Annotated in this window: 11 protein-coding genes; 4 read left to right on the top strand and 7 right to left on the bottom strand. The window is 63.9% G+C overall.

Annotated elements, in window-relative coordinates:
- The first annotated feature begins 80 nt into the window (after positions 1-80).
- Both ACWKWX_RS11940 and lpxH read left to right on the top strand, forming a co-directional pair.
- Entirely contained in the window at positions 81-584 is a 504-nt protein-coding gene (locus tag ACWKWX_RS11940) for a peptidylprolyl isomerase (RefSeq protein WP_416425836.1), read from the top strand.
- Positions 581-1,300: a UDP-2,3-diacylglucosamine diphosphatase gene (lpxH, locus tag ACWKWX_RS11935; protein WP_416425837.1), complete on the top strand. Its 720-nt coding sequence runs from the start codon at positions 581-583 to the stop codon at positions 1,298-1,300. Before ACWKWX_RS11940 ends, lpxH begins: the two co-directional genes overlap by 4 nt.
- Before the next feature lie 145 nt (positions 1,301-1,445).
- On the opposite strand, the gene ACWKWX_RS11930 is transcribed toward lpxH, so the two are convergent.
- From ACWKWX_RS11930 to ACWKWX_RS11910, 5 genes are all read right to left on the bottom strand, one after another.
- Positions 1,446-2,972 (bottom strand): DHA2 family efflux MFS transporter permease subunit, encoded by a 1,527-nt coding sequence (locus ACWKWX_RS11930; protein WP_416425838.1) that lies wholly within the window; start codon positions 2,970-2,972, stop codon positions 1,446-1,448.
- 67 nt (positions 2,973-3,039) lie between these two features.
- Positions 3,040-4,257 (bottom strand): HlyD family secretion protein, encoded by a 1,218-nt coding sequence (locus tag ACWKWX_RS11925; RefSeq protein WP_416425839.1) that lies wholly within the window; start codon positions 4,255-4,257, stop codon positions 3,040-3,042.
- Positions 4,258-4,271: 14 nt separating this feature from the next.
- The gene (locus ACWKWX_RS11920; RefSeq protein ID WP_416425841.1) at positions 4,272-5,747 is read right to left on the bottom strand and encodes an efflux transporter outer membrane subunit; all 1,476 of its coding nucleotides are present in this window, start codon (positions 5,745-5,747) and stop codon (positions 4,272-4,274) included.
- Positions 5,744-6,217 carry a MarR family winged helix-turn-helix transcriptional regulator gene (locus ACWKWX_RS11915; protein ID WP_416425842.1) on the bottom strand — a complete coding sequence of 158 codons (474 nt, stop codon included), beginning with the start codon at positions 6,215-6,217 and terminating at the stop codon, positions 5,744-5,746. Before ACWKWX_RS11915 ends, ACWKWX_RS11920 begins: the two co-directional genes overlap by 4 nt.
- 223 nt (positions 6,218-6,440) lie before the next feature.
- Positions 6,441-7,046: a MiaE family protein gene (locus ACWKWX_RS11910; protein ID WP_416425843.1), complete on the bottom strand. Its 606-nt coding sequence runs from the start codon at positions 7,044-7,046 to the stop codon at positions 6,441-6,443.
- Between the two features lie 149 nt (positions 7,047-7,195).
- Between ACWKWX_RS11910 and ACWKWX_RS11905 the strand changes: the two genes are divergently transcribed.
- Complete coding sequence (locus ACWKWX_RS11905; RefSeq protein ID WP_416425844.1) at positions 7,196-8,056, top strand: universal stress protein; 861 nt, start codon at positions 7,196-7,198, stop codon at positions 8,054-8,056.
- A 75-nt stretch (positions 8,057-8,131) separates the two neighbouring features.
- Here the strand turns inward: ACWKWX_RS11905 and ACWKWX_RS11900 are convergent, their stop codons facing one another.
- Positions 8,132-8,605 (bottom strand): DUF1289 domain-containing protein, encoded by a 474-nt coding sequence (locus ACWKWX_RS11900; RefSeq protein ID WP_416425845.1) that lies wholly within the window; start codon positions 8,603-8,605, stop codon positions 8,132-8,134.
- Positions 8,606-9,002: 397 nt separating this feature from the next.
- Here ACWKWX_RS11900 and acnB point away from each other — a divergent pair, with 397 nt between their 5' ends.
- Positions 9,003-11,612 carry a bifunctional aconitate hydratase 2/2-methylisocitrate dehydratase gene (gene acnB, locus ACWKWX_RS11895; protein ID WP_483827951.1) on the top strand — a complete coding sequence of 870 codons (2,610 nt, stop codon included), beginning with the start codon at positions 9,003-9,005 and terminating at the stop codon, positions 11,610-11,612.
- Between the two features lie 234 nt (positions 11,613-11,846).
- Here the strand turns inward: acnB and ACWKWX_RS11890 are convergent, their stop codons facing one another.
- A complete protein-coding gene (locus tag ACWKWX_RS11890; protein ID WP_483827823.1) occupies positions 11,847-16,703 on the bottom strand; it encodes an NAD-glutamate dehydrogenase in 4,857 nt (1,618 codons plus the stop codon).
- Between the last annotated feature and the right edge of the window lie 134 nt (positions 16,704-16,837).

Here is a 16,837-nt window from a genome sequence, read left to right as displayed (position 1 = left end):
AATGCGTATCGCGACCTGTAAACTGCGCGTCAGGGTTATAAACGACCCGCCAAATTCTCTAAAGAAGAGCGAATCCTGAAATGTCCAAAGTAAAACTGACTACCAACTTCGGCGACATCGTGCTGCAGCTGAACGCTGAAAAAGCCCCGAAAACCGTGGCCAACTTCATCGAGTACGTCAACGCTGGCCACTACGCCAACACCGTATTCCACCGTGTCATCAGCAACTTCATGATCCAGGGCGGCGGTTTCGAGCCAGGCATGAAGGAAAAGAAAGACAAGCGCCCAAGCATCCAGAACGAAGCCAACAACGGCCTCTCCAACACCAAGTACACCGTTGCCATGGCCCGCACCATGGAGCCGCATTCGGCTTCGGCGCAGTTCTTCATCAACGTCGCCGACAACACCTTCCTGAACCACAGCGCACCGACCGTGCAAGGCTGGGGCTACGCCGTGTTCGGTGAAGTGATCGAAGGCAACGACGTGGTCGACAAGATCAAGGGCGTGGCCACTGGCTCCAAGTCGGGCCACCAGGACGTACCGGTAGAAGACGTGGTCATCGAGAAAGCCGAGATCATTGAGTGATTCTGCTGATCTCCGATCTGCACCTGCAGGAAGAACGCCCGGACATTACCCGGGCGTTCCTGGAGTTTCTCGCCGGGCGCGCGCGCTCGGCGAGCGCTCTTTATATCTTGGGGGACTTTTTCGAAGCCTGGATCGGCGACGATGGCATGAGCCCCTACCAGCATTCGATCGGCGAGGCCCTGCGCGCACTCAGCGACAGCGGCACGAAGATCTTCCTGATGCACGGCAACCGCGACTTCCTGATCGGCAAGCGCTTCTGCAAGGCGGCCGGCGCCACGCTGCTGACAGACCCCAGCGTGGTCGATTTCTACGGTGAGCCGGTACTGCTGATGCACGGCGACAGCCTGTGCACCCGCGACGAAGCCTACATGAAAATGCGCCGTATCCTGCGCAACCCGCTGACGCTGTTCATCCTGCGCCACCTGCCCCTGCGCACCCGCCACAAGCTGGCGCGCAAGCTGCGCAGCGAAAGTCGCGCGCAGACGCGCATGAAGGCCAACGACATCGTCGACGTGACGCCTGAAGAGGTGCCACGGATCATGGCGCAGTACAAGGTCAACACCCTGATCCACGGCCACACCCACCGCCCGGCCATCCACAAGCTGCACGTGGGCGATGCGCCCGCGCGGCGGATTGTGCTGGGGGATTGGGACAAGGATGGCTGGGCGTTGCAGGTGGATGAACAGGGCATGTCGCTGGCGGCATTCCCTTTCTAGGTTCTGTATGAACGGTGTGGGAGCTGGCTTGCCAGCGAGCTTTTCGGGCCTCAAAAGCTCGCTGGCAAGCCAGCTCCCACAGTATTTCACGCAAGCTCCACACATTTCATACAGAGCCTGAAGGTCGGGAAGGCCGGCGCCGATATCAGTGCCCTGCCGCCTCCGGCCCTGCCTTGGCGGCGAACGGCGGCTTGGCCAGCCACACGATCAGGATCAGGCCCATGAACATCCAGCCCAGCAGCGTGAAATAATCCACGGTGGAGAGCATGTACGCCTGCGCCTCGACGATACCGTCCAGCTGCTGGTAGGTCTTGAGCCCTGCGCCGCCCATCTGTTGGATGGTGTGCTGGGTGGCCGGGTCGTAGGCGGTCACGCTTTCCGTCAGGTAGGCATGGTGCTGGTCCGCCCGGCGAATCCAGATCCAGGTGGTCAGCGAGGCCGCGAAGCTGCCGCCCAGGGTCCGCAGGAAGGTGGCCAGGCCCGAGCCGTCGGCGATCTGGTTGGGTGGCAGGTCCGACAGCAGAATGGTCAGGGTCGGCATGAAGAACAGCGCCACGCCGATCCCCATGAACATCTGCACCAGCGCCACGTGGTTGAAGTCCACCTCGTTGGTGAAGCCGGCCCGCATGAAGCAACTGGTACCAATGGCCAGGAACGCCAGCCCTGCCAGGATCCGCAGGTCGAACTTGGTGGCGTACTTGCCCACGAACGGTGACATCAGCACCGGCAGGATACCCAGCGGTGCCACCGCCAGCCCCGCCCAGGTCGCCGTGTAGCCCAGCTGCGTCTGCAGCCACTGCGGCAGGATCAGGTTGATGCCGAAGAAGCCCGCATACCCCAGGATCAGCACAATGGTGCCGAAGCGGAAGTTGCGGTACTTGAACAGCTTCAGGTTGACCACCGGGTGCTCGTCGGTCAGCTCCCAGATAACGAAGAACGCCAGGGCAATGGCCGAGATCACCGCACCGATGATGATGAAGTTGGACTCGAACCAGTCAGCGTCGTTGCCCTTGTCGAGCACGATCTGCAGGGCGCCAACCCCAATGATCAAGGCAATCAGGCCCACGTAGTCCATGGGCTGGCGGCTGGTGACCACCGGCCGTGCGGCCAGCTGTTGGCGCACCACCAGGCAGGCGAAGATACCGATCGGCACGTTGATGAAGAAGATCCACGGCCAGCTGTAGCTGTCGGTAATCCAGCCGCCCAGGATCGGCCCGGCAATGGGCGCCACCACCGTGACCATGGCCAGCAGTGCCAGTGCCATCCCCCTTTTCGCCGGTGGGTACACGGCAATCAGCAGCGTCTGGGTCATGGGGTACAGCGGCCCCGCTACCACGCCTTGCAGCACGCGGAAGCCGACCAGTTCAGGCATCGACGTGGAAATACCACAGAGGAACGAGGCCAGCACGAACAGGATGGTGGCCCACAGGAACAGCTTGACCTCGCCAAAGCGACGGCTCAGCCAGCCGGTCAGCGGCAAGGCGATGGCGTTGCTCACGGCGAACGAGGTGATCACCCAGGTGCCCTGCTCGGAGCTGACCCCCAGGTTGCCGGAAATGGTCGGCAGCGCCACGTTGGCGATGGTGGTGTCGAGCACCTGCATGAAGGTCGCCAGCGACAGGCCGATGGTGCTGAGCAGCAGGCTGGGCGGCTTGAAGGAAGCGTTACTCATCGCAAATCCCTGGAAGTTGGAGGCGTACAGGCCCCGCGCGAGCGCACGGGGCCTGCGGATCGGCGAATCAGCGTTGGGCGGTGTTGCCGGCGCCGACGCTGTTGTCGTGGATCAGGCGGGTGATCATGTCATCGGCCTCACCCAGCTGACGGTCATACACCTGGGTGCTGAACGAGGCTTTCTGCGGCGGCTGCTGGGCCAGCACCGGGCCGCTCTGGTCGTGCAGGTTGACGTCGACCACGGTGGACAGGCCGATGCGCAGCGGGTGGTCCTTCAGCTCATCCGGGTTCAGGTGGATACGCACGGGCACGCGCTGAACGATCTTGATCCAGTTGCCGGTGGCGTTCTGCGCCGGCAGCAGGGCGAAGGCGCTGCCGGTGCCGGCGCCCAGGCTGTCGACGGTGCCGGTGAACTTGACGTCGCTGCCGTACAGGTCGGCGGTGATGTCCACCGGCTGGCCGATGCGCATCTTGCTCAGCTGGGTTTCCTTGAAGTTGGCGTCGATCCAGATCTGGTCCAGCGGGATCACGGCCATGGTCGCGGTGCCCGGTTGGATGCGTTGGCCCAGCTGCACGGTGCGCTTGGCGACGTAGCCGGTGACCGGCGCGATCAGCGTGGTACGGGCGTTGGCCAGGTACGCCTGGCGCAGCTGCGCGGCGGCCGCCATCACGTCAGGGTGGGTGGCCACGGTGGTGTCATCCACCAGCGCGGTGTTGCTTTTCAGGCCCTGCTGGGCGTTGACGACAGCGGCCTGGGCAGCATTGAGGTCATCACGGGCGTGGCTCAGCTCTTCCTGCGAGATAGCCCCGCCGGCGGCCAGGGTACGGCGACGGTCATAGTTGTCCTGGGCCTTCTTCAGGTCGGTCTGGCGCGACAGCAACTGCGCCTTGGCGCCATCGACGTTGCTGTACAGCCCGCGCACCTGGCGCACGGCCTTGGCCAGGTTAGCCTGGGCGCTTTGCAGGTTGACCTTGGCGTCAGCCGGGTCGAACTCCAGCAGCACCTGGCCGGCGTGCACCAGGTCGCCGTCGTCGGCGCCGATGCTGGTGACGGTGCCGGTGACCAGCGGGGTGATTTCCACCACGTTGCCGTTTACGTAGGCGTCGTCGGTGCTTTCGTTCCAGCGGCCGTAAACCTCGTACCAGCCCCAGGTAGCCAGGCCGCCGAGGATCACCAGCAACAGCAGAATGAACAGCATCACCTTACGCTTGCGCGGGTTGCCAGCGTTGGGTTGTTCCGTTGCCGGAGCCTTGTCCGGCGAGTTTGTAGCGGAGGCAGTAGCCATGACAGATACCTTGCTTATTCAGTCTGCGTTGCGTGTGCGGAAGGAGTGGCGGCCTGGGCGACGCTGTCGCCCGAGAAGCCGCCGCCCAGGGCCTGCATCAACTGGATCGACAGGTCGATCTGTTCGGCGTTGAGGCTGGCCAGTTGTCGTTGTGCCTGCAGCAGTTGCTGCTCGATGGTCAGCACGTCCACGTAGTTGCCGATACCGGAGCCATAACGCAGGGTGCCGGTGTCATAGGACTGCTTGGCGATGCTGGCCGCGCGTTCCTGGGCCTTGATCTGCAGGTCGATGGCGTGCAACTGGTTGATGGTGTCGCTGACATCGCCAAGGGCCTTGACCAGGCTCTTGTTGTACTGCGCCACCGCCAGGTCGTAGTCGGCGTCGCGGGCATCGAGGTCGGCGCGCAGGCGGCCGCCGTCGAAGATCGGCAACGACACCGTCGGCGAAATGCTCAACAGGCGGCTGGCGCCGCCGAACAGCGAATCACCCAGCAGCGACTGGGTGCCGGCCGCGGCGCTGAGGTTCAGATTGGGGTAGAAGCGGGTCTTGCCAGCGGCCACGTCCTTGCTCGCAGCCTCCACGCGCCAGCGCGCGGCCACCAGGTCCGGGCGGCGGCCCAGCAGTTCGGCGGGCAGCACCGATGGCAGCGCCACGGCGCTGGCCTGCAACACTTTCGGCCGGGCGATCTCGTTGGCCCGGTCCGGGCCCTTGCCCAGCAACACCGCCAGGGCGATGCGCGCGCTTTGCAGGCGCTTCTTGGCGTCTTCGGCCGAAGCCTGGGAGCTGGCAGCCAGGCTCTCGGTCTGCTGGAACTGGTAGTCGCTGTCGATGCCGGCCTTGAGGCGGCGCTGGCCCAGGTTCAGCATCTGCTGGGTGCGCTTGAGGTCGTCCTGGGCCAGGTCGTCCATGATGTAGGCCTGGCCCAGGTCACTGTAGGCGCGGGCGACATCGGCAGCCAGGGTAAGCCCGGCTGCCTGGCGGTCGACTTCGGCGGCGCGGGCCTGGCCCAGCGCGGCTTCCCAGGCGTCACGCTGGCCGCCCCACAGGTCGAAGCTGTAGTTGAACGACAGTTGCGCCTCGCGCACGGTGGCGTACAGGCCACCCACGCCCTGCGGATCCTGCACCTTGGGCAGGCGCTCGCGCACCACGCCCGCCGAGGCATCCAACGTCGGCATGCGCGCAGCGTCCGCCGCCAGGGCGGCCGCCGTGGCCTGGTGGGCGCGGGCCGCGGCCACCTGCATGTCGGGGCTGTCGCGCAGGGCTTCGCGAATCAAGCCGTCCAGCTGCTCGTCGCCCAGGCTCTTCCACCAGTCGGCTTTCGGCCAGGCGGCAGGCGACAGGGTCACGCCTTTCAGCGTGCCATCGGCCTGCAGGGTTTTCGCATCGGTGGCCACGCCCGAGGTGTTCAGGCCATGGAAATTGGCACAGCCGGCCAGGCTCATGGCCAGGAACACCAGGCTGAACCGGTTGCGTAAGGACTTGCCGCTCATTTTTCACCTACCCGCAAGGCGGTGAGGGTGTCCCCGGCCGCCAGCAATACTTTGGTTAAGATTCGTTCCAGGTCCGCCAGTTCGGTCGGCTCCAGCACCCCTACCAAATCGTTCATGGCATCGGCGCCAATGTGTGGCATGCGCTCCGCCAGGGAATGCCCCTCGGCGGTCAGTGCCAGGCGAATCTGCCGACGGTCCGTGGCGCAGCGCTTGCGCGTGATCAGGTTTTTCTGTTCCAGGCGGTCGAGCATGCGGGTCATGGAACCACTGTCCAAAGACAGGTAGCGGCACAGCTCCGCTGGCGTATCGACCTTGTACATGTCAATGAAAATCAACACCTTGAACTGCGCCGAGGTCACACCTTCGGGCACCAGGTGGGTGTCCAGGATGCGATCCTTGACCTGCGACGCACGGCCCAGCAGCAGGCCGATGGTGCAGCGCTGGAAATTTTCCGGGGTGAAATGTCTCATCAAGAAGCCTGCCTAGGCAGTAATTTATACAAGATGTTACTGCCTAGGCAGCTAATGTCAAATAAATTTATTAGCTTGCTTAGTATTCGGACGACAGACGGAAGGAAAAGTTTAGGCGCAAACGCGTAGCCGCTGCCGCAGGCTGCGCTGGTCTTCGAGTCCACTGAAAAACTGCAGCGAACATCAGGGCCAGCGCAGCCTGGCGGCAGCGGCTACAGAAAGGTCAAGCGAAGGCAGGCACGCCGCTGTGGAAGCGGAACTCGGGGTCGGGGCTGAGGATCAGGTCGGCCTCGACTTCGCGCACCTTGTCGATGGTCTTGGCAATGTCCTTGGCCTCACCGTAGTGATGCGCCAGCTTCAGGTAACCCTGGTAGTGCCGCGCCTCGCTCTTCAGCAAGCCGTGGTAGAAGGTGCCCAGCTCTTCGTCCAGGTGCGGCACCAGCGCCTCGAAACGTTCGCAGCTGCGCGCCTCGATGAACGCGCCTACCACCAGGGTATCCACCAGCTTCACCGGCTCGTGGCTGCGCACCACCTTGCGCAGGCCCGAGGCATAGCGCCCGGCGTTCAGCGGCCGCAGTTCGACGTTGCGGCGCTTCATCAGGCGGATCACCTGTTCATGGTGCACCAGCTCTTCACGGGCCAGGCGCGACATGAAGTTGATCAGGTCGGCGTGGGTGCAGTACTTGGCGATCAGGCTCAGCGCGGTGCTGGCGGCCTTGAACTCGCAGTTCTTGTGGTCCACCAGCATGGTTTCCTGGTTCACCAGGGCTGCGTCGACCCACGCCTGCGGCGTCCTGCAACCGAGGAACTCATGGATTTCAGACAGCATGCTCGACTCCTGGGGCGGGGCAAAAGCCGGCGATTATACGGACCCCACGGCAGATCGCCAGCCGCTATGCTTGAGAGAGGTCAATGGGCCGGACTGGCGGCTGTCTATAGTAGAACCCTACCTGCCCCTACCCGCCCGGGAGAACCGTCATGCAAACCATCCGCAGCCTGTTGGTGGTGCTGGACCCTGAACACGCCCACAGCCAGGCGCTGACCCGCGCCAAGCTGATCGCCGGCGTCACCCAGGCGCACCTGCACCTGTTGATGTGCGACCACCACCAGGACCACAGCGCCCTGCTGACCCTGCTCAAGAGCCAGTTGCACGACGACGGCTTCAGCGCCACGGCCGAGCAGGCCTGGGAGGGCAACCTGGAGAAGACCATCATCAAGGTGCAACAGACCGAAGGCTGCGGCCTGGTGATCAAGCAGCACCGCCACGAAAGCGCACTGAAGCGCTTCCTGCTGACGCCCAGCGACTGGAAGCTGCTGCGCCACTGCCCCTGCGCGGTGCTGATGGTGAAAAGCGAGCGGCCCTGGACCCACGGCGTGATTCTGGCGGCGGTGGACGTGGGCAATGCCGACGGCGAACACCGGCATCTTCACGCGAACATCGTCGAACATGGCTTCGACATTGCCCGCCTGGCCAAGGGCGACCTGCACGTGATTGCCGCTCATCCTTCGCCGATGCTGTCGGCCAAGGACCCGGCGTTCCAGCTCAAGGAAACCATCGAGGCGCGCTACCGCGAACAGTGCGCGGCGTTCCAGGCCGAATTCGACATCGACGACGCCCACCTGCACATCGCCGAGGGGCCTGCGGACGTGCTGATTCCCTTCACCGCGCAGAAGCTCAACGCCGCCGTGACGGTGATCGGCACCGTGGCCCGCACCGGCGTGTCAGGGGCGCTGATCGGCAATACCGCGGAGGTGGTGCTGGATGCGCTGGAGAGTGACGTGCTGGTGCTCAAGACCGACGAGATCATCGCGCACCTGGAAGAATTGGCCCGCGGCTAGTTTGTGTGGGAGCTGGCTTGCCAGCGAGTTTTTGAGGCCCTCAAAGCTCGCTGGCAAGCCAGCTCCCACAGGCCCTCACGCCTCGGGAAACGCGTCCTGCAAAAAACCGGGCGCTATGTAGCGCTCGTAATGCGCCTCCGACAGCAGGAAGAATTCCCGATCAATGGCATCGCGCAATTCCGGCAGCTCCCAGTCGCGGAATTCGGGCAGCAGGACCATGCCGTAGGCCTCCAGCTGGTTGATCACCCGCGCGCCACGGGCGATCAACTGGTAGGCCCAGCAGTATTCGGACTGGTTCGGCACAAAACGGATCTTGCGTTGCTCCAGCTGAAGGCGCAGCTTGTCCTTGTCGAAGACTTCGAGCTTGGCCACCATCACCTGCACCAGCAGTTGCTCCAGGCGCAGCCACACGGCGCGCTTGGCGTCGTCGTCGTAACCGTTCCAGTGGATCACTTCGTGGTGGAAACGCTTGCAGCCGCGGCACACAAGATCCCCGTAAACCGTGGAGCAGAGGCCTACACAGGGGGTCTTGATGGACTGATTGGACATGGGCCGGCAACGCTTTGACAAAGAAGACAGGCGGCCATGTTAGCCCTTTGTCTAAGGATGATCACCCCTGAAGTGGTAGGGCTTAACTTACCTTTCTTGTTTTTTTGCCGTAGAATCACGCTGCCTTTTTAGGCACCAATGTCCGCTAGAAGCTGTTTTCAAAGCGTCACGAGCACAGTTATCCGACAGAACGGCGTTGGCGCAGGTATTTGCAGGCACAAGTACCTGGCGCCAGCCCTCATCAGCTCCCCGTTCTGGAGGCGTAAAACTTTGAAAGCAGCTTCTACAAGGAATTTCTGCAGCCCCGGCTCATCGGCTCGAGAAGCCGTGCGGTGCATGGGCGCAGAAGTGACTGGATGAGCGTCCCGGACAGGGACCACTGATGAGGGTAATAACTGTGCTTGAAGCCTACCGCAAACACATCGAAGAGCGTGCCGCCCAGGGTATCGTGCCCCAGCCGCTTAACGCCGAACAAACAGCCGGCCTGGTCGAGCTGTTGAAGAATCCTCCGGCTGGCGAAGAAGCCGTCCTTGTCGACCTGATCACCAACCGCGTTCCACCAGGCGTGGACGAAGCGGCCTACGTGAAGGCCGGCTTCCTCTCCGCCATCGCCAAGGGCGAAGCCACCTCCCCGCTGGTCGACAAGAAACGTGCCGTCGAGCTGCTGGGCACCATGCAGGGCGGCTACAACATCGCCACCATGGTTGAGCTGCTGGACAGCGCCGAGCTGGCCGCTGTTGCCGCCGAACAGCTCAAGCACACCCTGCTGATGTTCGACGCCTTCCACGACGTGGCTGAAAAGGCCAAGAACGGCAACGAGCACGCCAAGGCCGTGCTGCAATCCTGGGCCGACGGCGAGTGGTTCAAGAAGCGCCCGGTGCTGGCCGACAAGATCAGCCTGCGCGTGTTCAAGGTCACCGGCGAAACCAACACCGACGACCTGTCCCCCGCCCCCGACGCCTGGTCGCGCCCTGACATCCCGCTGCACGCCCTGGCCATGCTGAAAATGGCCCGCGACGGTATCGTGCCGGACGTGCAAGGCTCCATCGGCCCGATGAAGCAAATCGAGCAGATGCGTGGCGAAGGCTTCCCTATCGCCTACGTCGGTGACGTGGTGGGTACCGGTTCGTCGCGTAAATCGGCGACCAACTCGGTGCTGTGGTTCTTCGGCGACGACATCCCGTACGTGCCGAACAAGCGCGCTGGTGGCTTCTGCTTCGGCTCGAAAATCGCCCCGATCTTCTACAACACCATGGAAGACGCCGGCGCCTTGCCGATCGAATTCGATGTCTCGAACATCAACATGGGCGACGTGATCGACCTGTACCCGCACGCTGGCAAGGTTTGCAAGCACGGTACCGACGAAGTCATCACCACCTTCGAAATGAAAACCCCGGTGCTGTTGGACGAAGTCCGCGCCGGCGGCCGTATCCCGCTGATCGTCGGCCGTGGCCTGACCGAAAAAGCGCGCGCCGAGCTGGGCCTGGGCCCAACCGACCTGTTCAAGCTGCCGGAAGCGCCGGTCGACACTGGCAAGGGCTTCACCCTGGCACAGAAAATGGTCGGCAAGGCTTGCGGCCTGCCAGTAGGCAAGGGCGTGCGCCCTGGCACCTACTGCGAACCGAAAATGACCACCGTGGGTTCGCAAGACACCACCGGCCCGATGACCCGTGACGAGCTGAAAGACCTGGCCTGCCTGGGCTTCTCCGCTGACCTGGTCATGCAGTCGTTCTGCCACACCGCTGCCTATCCGAAGCCGATCGACGTGGTCACCCACCACACCCTGCCGGACTTCATCCGCACCCGCGGCGGCGTTTCCCTGCGCCCAGGCGACGGCATCATCCACAGCTGGCTGAACCGCATGCTGCTGCCGGACACCGTCGGTACCGGTGGTGACTCGCACACCCGCTTCCCGATCGGCATCTCGTTCCCTGCAGGTTCGGGCCTGGTCGCCTTCGCCGCTGCCACCGGCGTCATGCCGCTGGACATGCCGGAGTCGGTACTGGTGCGCTTCAAGGGCAAACTGCAACCAGGCATCACCCTGCGTGACCTGGTACATGCCATCCCTTACTACGGCATCCAGAAAGGCCTGCTGACCGTCGAGAAGAAAGGCAAGATCAACGCCTTCTCGGGTCGCATCCTGGAAATCGAAGGCCTGGACGAGCTGACTGTTGAACAGGCATTCGAACTGTCCGACGCCTCGGCCGAGCGTTCCGCCGCCGGTTGCACCATCAAGCTGCCGGAAAAGGCTATCGCCGAGTACCTGAAGTCGAACATCACCCTGCTGCGCTGGATGATCAGCGAAGGCTACGGCGATGCGCGCACCATGGAACGTCGTGCCCAGGCAATGGAAGCCTGGCTGGCCAACCCTGAACTGCTGGCCGCCGATGCCGACGCCGAATACGCCGAAATCATCGAAATCGACCTGGCCGACGTCAAAGAGCCAGTGCTCTGCGCCCCTAACGACCCGGACGACGCTCGCCTGCTGTCCACCGTTCAAGGCCAGAAGATCGACGAAGTGTTCATCGGTTCGTGCATGACCAACATCGGTCACTTCCGCGCTGCCGGCAAGCTGCTGGACCAGGTGAAAGGCCAACTGCCGACCCGCCTGTGGCTGTCGCCGCCGACCAAGATGGATGCCCACCAGCTGACCGAGGAAGGCTACTACGGCATCTACGGCAAGGCTGGCGCGCGCATGGAAATGCCGGGCTGCTCGCTGTGCATGGGTAACCAGGCACGTGTTGAGCCGAACAGCACCGTGGTGTCGACCTCGACTCGTAACTTCCCGAACCGTCTGGGCGATGGCGCCAACGTGTTCCTGGCCTCCGCCGAACTGGCCGCCGTTGCCTCGATCCTGGGCAAGCTGCCAACCGTCGAGGAGTACATGGAGTACGCGAAAAACATCGACAGCATGGCTGCCGACGTTTACCGCTACCTGAGCTTCGACCAGATCGCCGAATTCCGCGAGGCTGCTGCCAGCGCGAACATTCCGGTAGTTCAGGCCTAAGCCCGACCAGCAATAGAAAAACCCCGTCCTGGTGACGGGGTTTTTTTATGGTCCAGGGCCAGCGCAGGCTTCGCCAGCGGCTACAAGTGATCTGCGTAGCAGCTGCCGCCAGGCTGCGTCTGGACCCAAACCCGTTCGTCCAGGAACACCGCGGCCGCCAGCTGGCCACACCCAGGGCGTGCAGCCAAAAAAAACCCGTCGCAAGCGACGGGTTTTTTCATGAGGCAGGCAAGCTTACGGGTTGGACGTACCGCTCAACGCCAAATCCATCAACTCCCGGTTCGCCACCGCATACATGGCGTAATCGGTGCCGGTGGCGGCCTTCAGCTCTTCAAGCATGGCGCGCCAGCGCACCACCATGCCCTTGTGCTGCTCGGCCCACAGCCCCACGCGGGCGTCCATGTCCGCAGGGCCATCGGCCATCTGCAGCACGGAGATGGTGATCGCCCGCTGCTGGAAGTCGATGTCGTCGCGGAACGCCTCGCGGGCCAGGGCTTGCCAGTTGTTTTCCACCGGCAGGCTGCTGATCTGCTGCAGGTACCAGTTCAGGTCCAGGGAACTGCCCACGGCGAAGAACGCCCGGGCCACTTCCGCGGCGTTGTGACCGGTGACGTCCGAGGCCTCGATGATCGGCAGCAGCGTGTACAGGTGGCTGGTGCCTGCGACCATCCGCGCCAGCAATTCCGGCACGCCGGCTTCGACGTAACCCTGGTAGCGGGTCTGCCACACCTCGCGGGTAGGGCCTTCCAGCAGCTCGTCCAGCTTCAGGCCCAGCGCGGCGATATGCGGTCCGAAGTGCGCCACGTCGCGACCGGCGTCCTGCTCGTTGCGGCGGCTGCGCAGGAACCAGCGCGTGGCACGGCGGCCCAGGCGCATCAGCTCGTCCATCAGCGCCAACTGCACCTCGGCGGCCACCTGGTAGTCCAGCGCCTCGATCTGGCGGAACCAGTGCGGCAGGTGGAAGATGTCGCGCACAATCACGTAGGCACCAGCCACGTTGGCCGGGCTCATGCCGGTGGACTCCTTCAGCCGCTGCACGAAGGTGATGCCCATGTTGTTGACCAGGTCGTTGGCGATCTGGGTGCTGACAATCTCGCGTTTCAGGCGGTGGCGGCGCATGGACTCGGCGTACTTGCTGACCAGCGACGGCGGGAACGCGGTTTCCATGTCGCGGGTCAGGTAGTCGTCGTCCGGCACCTGGGACTTGAGCAGGGCTTCCTTGAGGTCGATCTTGCTGTAGGAAATCAGCACCGACAGCTCGGCCCGGGTCAGGCCCTGGTTGTTCGCCACGCGCTCCACCAGCTGTTCCTCGGACGGCAGGAACTCGATGGCACGGTCCAGCTTGCCACGGCTCTCCAGGTCAGCCATCAGGCGCTTGTACTCGGCCAGGCGCTCGTAGGCACGGCGCGCGGCCAGGGACAGGGCCTGGGTCTGCTTGTAGTTGTTGCCCAGCACCAGGTGGCCAACCTCGTCGGTCATGCTGCCCAGCAGCAGGTTACGCTGCTTCTCGGTCATGTCGCCGGCCTGCACCGCTTCATTGAGCAGGATCTTGATGTTGACCTCGTGGTCGGAGCAGTCCACGCCACCGGCGTTGTCGATGAAGTCGGTGTTGGTGGCGCCGCCCAGCAGGCCGAACTCCACGCGGCCCAGCTGGGTCATGCCCAGGTTGCCGCCCTCGCCCACCACCTTGCAGCGCAGTTCATTGCCGTTCACACGCAGGGCGTCGTTGGCCTTGTCGCCCACGTCGGCATGGGACTCGCTGCTGGCCTTGACGTAGGTGCCGATGCCGCCGTTCCACAGCAGGTCTACCGGAGCCTTCAGCAGGGCGTTCAGCAGTTCGGTAGGCGTCAGTTTGTCGGCCTGGATGTCGAAGCGTTGCTTCATCTGCGGGCTGATGGCGATGCTCTTGGCGCTGCGCGGGAAGATACCGCCGCCCTCGGACATGATCGCCGTGTTGTAGTCACTCCAGGCCGAGCGCGGCAGGTCGAACAGGCGCTGGCGCTCGGCGAAGCTGCTGGCCGGGTCCGGGTTGGGGTCGATGAAGATGTGCAGGTGGTTGAAGGCGGCCACCAGCTGCAGTCTGTCGGACATCAGCAGGCCGTTGCCGAACACGTCGCCGGCCATGTCGCCGATGCCGATCACCGTGGTCACGTCCTGCTGCACGTTGATGCCGCGCTCGCGGAAGTGGCGCTGCACGCCCACCCACGCACCCTTGGCGGTGATGCCCATTTTCTTGTGGTCGTAGCCGGCCGAACCACCCGAGGCGAAGGCGTCGCCCAGCCAGAAGCCGTAGTCGATGGCGATGCCGTTGGCGATGTCGGAGAAGGTCGCGGTGCCCTTGTCGGCGGCCACCACCAGGTAGGGGTCATCGTCGTCGTGGCGCACCACGTTGGCTGGCGGCACCACGCCGCCGTCCTTGAGGTTGTCGGTGATGTCCAGCAGGCCCGAGATGAACAGGCGGTAGCAGGCAATGCCCTCGGCCTGGATATCGTCACGGCTGCCGCCCAGGGGCAGGCGCCGCGGCAGGAAGCCGCCCTTGGCGCCCACGGGCACGATCACCGAGTTCTTCACCTGCTGGGCTTTTACCAGGCCCAGCACCTCGGTGCGGAAGTCTTCCTCGCGGTCCGACCAGCGCAGGCCGCCACGGGCGACGTTGCCGAAACGCAGGTGCACGCCTTCGACGCGTGGGCTGTAGACGAAGATCTCGAACTTGGGCACCGGCTTGGGCAGCTCGGGAATCAGCTTGGGGTTGAACTTGAAGCTGAAGTACGACTTGGCGTGGCCGTTGGCGTCGGGCTGGTAGAAGTTGGTGCGCAGGGTGGCCTTGATCAGGTCCAGGTAGCGCCGCAGGATGCGGTCCTCGTTGAGCACCTGCACGTCGTCCAGCGCCGTGAGGATGGCTTGTTCCAGGCGTTGCTGCTTGTCGTCGAGGTCTTCGCCGGTGAGCTTGCGCGCCAGGTAGAAGCGGGTCTTGAACAGCCGGGTCAGCTCGCGGGCGATGTCGGTGTGGTTGTTCAGGGTGCTGGCGATGTAGCCCAGGTCGAAACCCAGGCGGATCTGCTTGAGGTAGCGGGCGTAGGCACGCAGCAGCGCCACGTCACGCCACGGCAGGCCGGCGGTCAGCACCAGGCGGTTGAAGGCGTCGTTCTCGGCGTCGCCTTGCACGATGTGCACGAAGGCATCCTGCAGGGTGTCGTTGAGCTGCTGGATGTCCAGGTCCAGGCCTTCGGCGGCGGTGAAGGCGAAGTCATGAATCCAGAACTCGCGGCCGTTGGTGTGGCGCAAGCGGTACGGGAACTCGCCCAGCACGCGTAGGCCAAGGTTTTCCAGGATCGGCAGCACGTCGGATAGCGCCAGCGGCGTGTCGGCGTGGTACAGCTTGCAGTGCAGCTGCTGCTTGCCGGTCTGCGCCAGCGGCTGGTAGAAGCTCATCACCAGCGGGCGCTTGTCGTTCAGGGCCAGCAAGTGCTGCATGTCGACCACCGCCGAATGCGCGGCGAAGCGCTCGCGGTAGCCGGCGGGGAAGCCTTTCGGGAAGTCGGCCAGCACGTTGGTGCCGTGGGCTTCGCCGAACGCCTCGACGGTCAGGCTGGCGTAGTCGTCCTGCCAGGAACGGCAGGCCTGCACCACTTCGTTTTCCAGCTGCAGCGGGTCGATGTCGATGCGGTTCTTCGGGTCCACGCGCAGGATCAACTGCACCCGCGCCAGCACCGATTCCGAGAAGAAGGTCCAGAACTCGCAGTCGCTGGCCTTGAGGCGGTCCATCAGCACCTGCTGGATCTTCTGCCGCACCTCGGTGGAGTAGACGTCACGCGGCACGTAGGCCAGGCAGTAGCAGAAGCGCCCGTACGGGTCCTTGCGCAGGAACACGCGGATCTTGTTGCGCTCCTGGATCTGCACGATGGACATCACCGTAGTGAACAGCTCGTCCACCGGGGTCTGGAACAAGTCGTCGCGCGGCAGCACTTCCACCACCTGGGCCAGTTCCTTGCCCAGGTGCGCCTTGGGATCGAAGCCCGAACGGCGCTCGATTTCGGCGACCTTGCGGCGAATGTACGGGATCTGCCGGACACTTTCACCGTACACCGTGGAGGTGTACAGGCCCATGAAGCGGCATTCCTTGATCACCCGGCCGTTGGCGTCCAGCTGGCGCACCGAGACATAGTCCGGGTAAGCCGGGCGGTGCACGCGGCTGGGGTGCGCGGCCTTGGCGAAGGACAGCAGCAGCGGTTCGTTCAGGTAGTTGACGGCGTAGTCTTCGATGCGCAGGTCATCGGCGCTGAGGCCGGCGCGCAGCAGGCGGGTCAGGCCCAGGAACGAGCTTTCGTCGTACACCAGGTGGCCGCCGTCGGCGTCGTTGGCCACCACGAATTCTTCATAGCCCAGGAAGGTGAAATGGTTGGCCACCAGCCATTCCAGGAAGGTCTTGACCTCGGCCTTTTCCTCTTCATCCACCCCATAAGGGCTCTGGTCCACCAGTTGCAGCACTTCGCGGACCTTGGCCTTCATCGGCTCGAAATCGGCCACGGCCACGCGCACTTCCACCAGCACCTGCTCCAGCTCCTTGGCCAGCAGCTTGAGCTCGGCGGCGTTGGCGCAGCGGTCGATCTCCAGGTACATCAGCGATTCCTGCAGCACGCCCTCGCCCTGGGTGCCCTTGGGCAACAGCTCCTGCAGGCTGCCATCGGCGCCGCGGCGTACGCTGAGCACGGTGGTTTGCAGGGTGTGGATGCTGTAGCCGCGACGGTTGAGCTCGGTGCGCACCGAGTCCACCAGGAACGGCAGGTCGTGGTGCAGCACCTCGACCGCGGTGTGGGTGGATTGCCAGCCGTGGCGTTCGTAATCGGGGTTGTACACCCTTACCTGGGGCTGGGCGTGGTCGAACCGCTCCAGCAGGCGCCAGGCCGAAAGGGTACAGCCGGCCAGGTCGCTCAGGCGGCGCTGGGTGAGTTCGTCCAATGAGATGATGCCGAAGAACTGATCAGCGAACAGCGCTACTTGTGGCAGGGCCTGCTCGCTAACGTGCTGCGCCAGGGCCGCTTTCAGTTGTTGCTGGAAGTCGGCTTTGCTGGCTGCGGTGAAGAACGCCATCTGTGGTACTCCGCTTGGGCTTGTTTTTGAATGAAGCGTCGCGTGTGTTCCCCTCTGGGATCAACCATAGCCAACCCGCCGCAAGAGGGGAGGAAAAACCCGATACCGGAGGTTGCCGGCACCGAGGGCAAGGG

It is taken from the genome of Pseudomonas imperatae, assembly GCF_057128625.1.
Note: the sequence above shows the minus strand (reverse complement) of the source record. Positions and strands in the feature narration are given on the sequence as shown.